This is a genomic window from Prolixibacter denitrificans (assembly GCF_003014495.1).
GTDB lineage: Bacteria > Bacteroidota > Bacteroidia > Bacteroidales > Prolixibacteraceae > Prolixibacter > Prolixibacter denitrificans.
In genome coordinates this window covers 1-5,342 of the sequence record NZ_PYGC01000027.1, presented here as the reverse complement: position 1 = coordinate 5,342, position 5,342 = coordinate 1, and the positions used below count along the sequence as shown (strand labels likewise).

5 protein-coding genes are annotated in these 5,342 nt (G+C 32.4%); all 5 read left to right on the top strand.

What is annotated here, in order from left to right; all coding sequences use genetic code 11:
• Window positions 1-3: 3 nt before the first annotated feature.
• The 5 genes from CLV93_RS20000 to CLV93_RS19985 all read left to right on the top strand — a co-directional run bounded on the left by CLV93_RS20000 (window position 4) and on the right by CLV93_RS19985 (window position 5,092).
• Window positions 4-168, top strand: a complete 165-nt coding sequence (locus CLV93_RS20000; RefSeq protein ID WP_425529592.1) for a tyrosine-type recombinase/integrase — start codon at window positions 4-6, stop codon at window positions 166-168.
• Between the two features lie 106 nt (window positions 169-274).
• Complete coding sequence (locus CLV93_RS20350; protein WP_153637062.1) at window positions 275-451, top strand: hypothetical protein; 177 nt, start codon at window positions 275-277, stop codon at window positions 449-451.
• A 9-nt stretch (window positions 452-460) separates the two neighbouring features.
• On the top strand, window positions 461-1,519 hold the full coding sequence (locus CLV93_RS19995; protein ID WP_106544005.1) for an adenine-specific methyltransferase EcoRI family protein: 1,059 nt from the start codon (window positions 461-463) through the stop codon (window positions 1,517-1,519).
• The gene (locus tag CLV93_RS19990; protein WP_106544004.1) at window positions 1,516-2,598 is read left to right on the top strand and encodes an HNH endonuclease family protein; all 1,083 of its coding nucleotides are present in this window, start codon (window positions 1,516-1,518) and stop codon (window positions 2,596-2,598) included. Before CLV93_RS19995 ends, CLV93_RS19990 begins: the two co-directional genes overlap by 4 nt.
• Entirely contained in the window at window positions 2,570-5,092 is a 2,523-nt protein-coding gene (locus CLV93_RS19985) for an AAA family ATPase (RefSeq protein WP_106544003.1), read from the top strand. The genes CLV93_RS19990 and CLV93_RS19985 overlap by 29 nt, the downstream gene beginning before the upstream one ends.
• Window positions 5,093-5,342: the final 250 nt, after the last annotated feature.

The window sequence follows — 5,342 nt, the reverse complement described above, 5'->3', positions numbered from 1 at the left end:
TGTTTGCGTCATAGCTTTGCTACCCATTTACTGGAGAATGGGACCGACCTTCGGTATATTCAGGAATTGCTTGGACACAAATCGTCAAAAACAACTGAGATTTATACACACGTAAGTAACCGTGCACTGCAAAACATTAAAAACCCATTTGATGATCTCAAAATATAAGATACCAAAGGTACACATAACACTCTCATATTGGAGATATAGTGTAGGTTTAGTACACATATAAACTAGTTGGCGTTCATTGTAAAAAGACAAAACAGACGACAGAATGAGAAAAGAATTTTTGCTGCATAAAGACAAAGAAAATGGAAACCCACCGCACATTCAGGCACATTTGGCTGCCCAAACGCACAGGCGACCACTTCGCAGCCAAAAGAGCCTTCATTTTTCCGACACACAAAACAACCAAGAATTAAATTGTATTTTAGCATTCAACGAACAATAAAAAAGACTAATGATTGACAAAGCAAAAAATAAAAACTTACAAGAAGCTAAAACCAACAAAAAGGATGAGTTTTACACTCAGCTTTCTGACATTGAAAGAGAATTAAAGTATTACAAAAAGCACTTTAAAGATAAAGTTGTTTACTGCAATTGTGATGACCCAAGAGTAAGCAATTTCTTTCATTACTTCTCATATAATTTTGAAAAACTTGGACTTAAAAAACTCGTTGCTACTTGTTATAAAAACCAAAATATGGACTTGTTTAGTCAAAACGATGCTGAACAAGCGATTTATTTGGAATATACTGGTGACAAAAACGGAAATAATATTCCCGACCCAGAAGAAATCGGAATTAAAAAACTTAAAGGTGACGGAGATTTTAGAAGCAAGGAATGTATTGAATTATTGAAACAAGCGGACATTGTTGTTACAAACCCACCATTTTCGTTATTCAGAGAATATGTTTCACAACTTATTGAATACGACAAAAAGTTTGTAATTGTTGGACATCAAAACGCAATAAAATACAAAGAGATTTTCCCGTTAATCAGGGACAATAAACTTTGGTTAGGTTATGGTTTTAAAGGTGGTGCTGGACATTTTATTAATGAGCATTACGAAGACTACGCAACAGCAACAGATAGAAAAGAAGGAATGATTAGGGTTTCGGGAGTTCATTGGTTTACTAATCTTGAAATCAACAAACGACACGAAGATTTAATTCTTTACAAAAAATACACACCAGAAGAATATCCAAAGTTTGAAAATTTTGATGCTATCAATGTAGATGTAACTAAAGATATTCCTATGGACTATGACGGTTTAATAGGCGTTCCAATAACTTTTATGGACAAATACAATCCTGACCAATTTGAAATTATTGGTGTAGGTATAGCGAATTTAGGTCTTGAAATGGGAATAGAACCCTACAAACCCGAACATAAAAAATACAGAAAAGAAGTTCAGAAGCGTGGAGCTGTTGACGGTGATTTGTATATGATGGTTGATGGAGTTGTTACAGTTCCTTATTCCCGAATAATAATCAGAAACAAGAAAGTGCAAAAATGAAAATAGAACTTAAAGAAATAACCGTCAGAGAGCTTACAGACGGCTACCAAGACAATGAAGAAAATGGAGTTGTCGGCTATGGTGGATTATTGGACATACGCCCTCCTTATCAACGAGAATTTATTTACAAAGACAAACAGCGTGACGCAGTAATTGACACAATTACAAAAGACTTTCCTTTGAATGTGATGTATTGGGCTGTTCGTGAAGATGGAAACTTTGAAGTGATTGATGGTCAACAAAGAACAATTTCAGTAAGTCAATTCGTTGAAGGAGATTTTGCCTTTAAAAACAGATACTTTCACAACTTACAAAAAGATGAACAAGAGCAAATTTTAAACTACAAAATAATGGTTTATCTGTGTAGCGGTACAGATAGTGAAAAATTAGAGTGGTTCAAGACAATCAATATTGCAGGCGAAAAACTGACCGACCAAGAATTAAGAAATGCAGTTTATTCAGGTTCGTGGGTTTCAGATGCAAAAAGGTACTTTAGTAAAAACGGCTGTGCTGCATACGGTTTGGGTGGTGACTACTTGAATGGGACAGCAATTAGGCAAGATTATTTAGAAACTACAATTAAGTGGATTAGCAATGACGACATTGAGCAATACATGGCGAAACAACAACACGAACCAAATGCCAATGATTTATGGTTATATTTTCAAAGCGTAATCAATTGGGTTAAGGCTGTTTTTCCAAAGTATCGTAAAGAAATGAAAGGCATACAATGGGGCTTTCTCTATAACGAGTTTAAGGACAATAAATTTGACCACAAAAAACTTGAAGAAGAAATCACTAAACTAATGCAGGACGAAGATGTGACAAACAAAAAAGGAATTTACGAATATGTTTTGACACGCAAGGAAAAATTTTTAAATATTCGAGCATTTACAGACAATCAAAAGCGAGAAGCATACGAAAGACAAAAAGGAATTTGCCCAGTTTGTACAGAAGAATATAAAATTGAAGAAATGGAAGCCGACCATATCACACCTTGGCATTTAGGCGGACAGACTACTGCCGAAAATTGCCAAATGTTATGCAAGGATGACAACAGAAGAAAATCTGGAAAGTAACTTCGATATAACAATGATTAGTAGAATAAACAAACTCAAGAACTTTGGCGTTTTCCAGAATTTTGCTTGGAATGGGTTAGATGATTTCAAAAAGAAAAATTTGATTTATGGATGGAATTATTCAGGAAAAACTACACTCTCAAGACTTTTTCAAGGTATAAACCATAGAGAAAAACATTGGATTTACCCAACTTCTGAATTTGAAATAACGGCTGAAATAAATGGTTTAAGTACAAATTATAAGAAAGAAGACTTAGATAATTTCCCATTTGACGTTAAAGTATTCAATACTCAATATATTAAAGACGTTTTTATTTCGGATGATATGGATTTAGACATTAATCCAATCTCATTTTATCTAGGGGACCCGTCAGGTGAGCTAGTAAAGAAAATAAAGAAATTAGATAAAAAGAAAACTCAGTTAGAAAATATTAGGGACAACCGTTATCAGAAAGTAGTTGATGAGTTTAGTAAATATGATAAAAAAACAGGCAGCAAGTTTACTGATAAAGCAAAAGATATACGTGAAAACTATTTAGATAATAAATTAACACGAGATGATTTTAATATTTCACATTTTAGAATAATTGCTGGAAATGTGAAAAATGATTTGCCAAAATACATTTTATCAAGTATAGAAAAAGATAAAACAAAATCGGATGCCGTTGTATCCAAAGATTACGAACCACAAAAAGAAGATTATAGTTTATCAGAAGAGCTTAAAACTCTTTCAGAAGAAGTAAAAACAATTTTAGAAGACACTGCACCCAAATCAATTCCTTTTCCTGAATTAGATAAAGATAAAGATTTGTTTCATTGGGTTCAAACTGGAATAAAATTGCACGAAGGTGAGTCGGAATGTAAGTTTTGCACGAAAACCTTGCCAGTGAATAGGATAAGTGATTTAAACTCATACTATTCTAAAAAACTCAAGGAAATTCAAGATTCCGTTGCATTAACACAAGAGAAGATAAAATCTGAAAAAGAGAAACTAAAAATCACATTCCCGGATAAAAAAAACTTGGTTAATGGTTTTCAATCAGCCTATCAAAAAGCTGTAGATAATTTCGGAGAAACGGTAAAAAAATACAAAATTCAACTTTCAACATTAGAAACTGATTTAAAACGAAAAACTTCAGATTATTTTAATAGCATTCCTGCAACTAAAATTGAGCTTGTAACCTTTGAAGAAGATTTTAAGGAAATAAATAAAGCTGTAAAAGCACATAATGATTGGTTAAATGAATTTGACGATAATAAGAAAAATGCATTAGAAAAAATATTAAATCATTATGTAGCAGAATATTTACAAGATGAAAATTACAATAAAAAAGAAGCTGACAAAGACAAAGCTGAGTCAATCATATTAAATATCAATACTAAAATTAATATAAACAAAGCTGATAAATTAGCCCTTGAAGCTCAACTTAAAAGTAATGTTAAAGGGCAGGAAGAACTAAATGAAATTTTAGAGATACTGCTTCATAGAAAAGACATCAAAATTGAAATACGCAATGATAAATTTACACTTGAAAGAAGCGGTCATCCTGCAAGTAATTTAAGTGAAGGAGAAAAGTCTGCTATTGCATTTGCTTATTTTCTGACAGAACTAAAAGCACTTAGAGAAGAAGAACCTCCAAAATTGCCAAATACAATTGTATTTATTGACGACCCAATTTCGAGTTTGGATAGTAATCACATTTTTCAAGTACGGTCTTTAATTATGAGTTTCTTTCACAAGTGCTCGTTATCAAAAGTTCAGTTTAGTAATTTGCATCTTGATGTAGAAAAATTATGGTTAAACTTGATTGCCAATGGTTATATAAATGATAAAGGAGTTATTCAAGATAAATTGAATTCATTAAAGGATAAATTAGAATTAACATTAGATAATGCTTTTGAAAATAAAAGAACTGAAATATTTAAAGGCTTAAAATCACCTGTTGATTTTGCTCAGTTGTTTATTTCTACTCATAATTTTGAGTTTTTCTCAGTAATGCGTGACACTAAATTATTTAACAATATTAAGGGTAATACAAATGAAGAAAATAGACCGTTTTACTGGGTAAGGAGAGCTGATACAAATAACTCAATAATTGAAAAATTACCAAAAACATTTAGTGAACACAAATCAGAATATGTAGGCATATTTAATATTCTTCTTGAATATCACAATAGTACTACAAAGAGCAATTTTCCGTATTTAATTTTACTACCAAACGCTTTAAGACGATTTGTTGAACTTTATACATTATCTAAATATCCTGCAAATAATTCAAGTACTGTAGATTCAAGAGTTGAACTTGTATTTAATCCAGAAGAAAAGCCACATCACAACACAAAACTTTTGAATTGGTTTTCGCACCAAAATCAATTGGAAAAATTACAGCAACACGATGATAAAATATTACAAATTGATGGTGCTATTAAAGATTTAATTGATTACTTAAAAACAAAGGATAAATTACATTGGAAAGGACTTATAGGAGAATAGCCAATGCTTCGTAGTCAAGCACATTTGCAGGTCGCACAAGCCAACGCTAAGACCAAAACCTGCAAAAGAGCTTGCCTACCCAAACGCACGACAGACAGAAAAAATGCAGCAAAAAAGAAAGATAAATTGACTGGAAAAATTAACAACGAAACGCCAATCGAGTAGGCTGCCGATAGGCTAAATGCCTATCGGAGAACCTCTCACACCACTGTACGTACGGGCCTCGTATACAGCGGTTCATTAAGATGCG

Coding starts and splice junctions, on each gene's coding strand:
- CLV93_RS20350 (WP_153637062.1), top strand. CDS start 275: ATGAGAAAAGAATTTTTGCTGCATAAAGACAAAGAAAATGGAAACCCA.
- CLV93_RS19995 (WP_106544005.1), top strand. CDS start 461: ATGATTGACAAAGCAAAAAATAAAAACTTACAAGAAGCTAAAACCAAC.
- CLV93_RS19990 (WP_106544004.1), top strand. CDS start 1,516: ATGAAAATAGAACTTAAAGAAATAACCGTCAGAGAGCTTACAGACGGC.
- CLV93_RS19985 (WP_106544003.1), top strand. CDS start 2,570: ATGACAACAGAAGAAAATCTGGAAAGTAACTTCGATATAACAATGATT.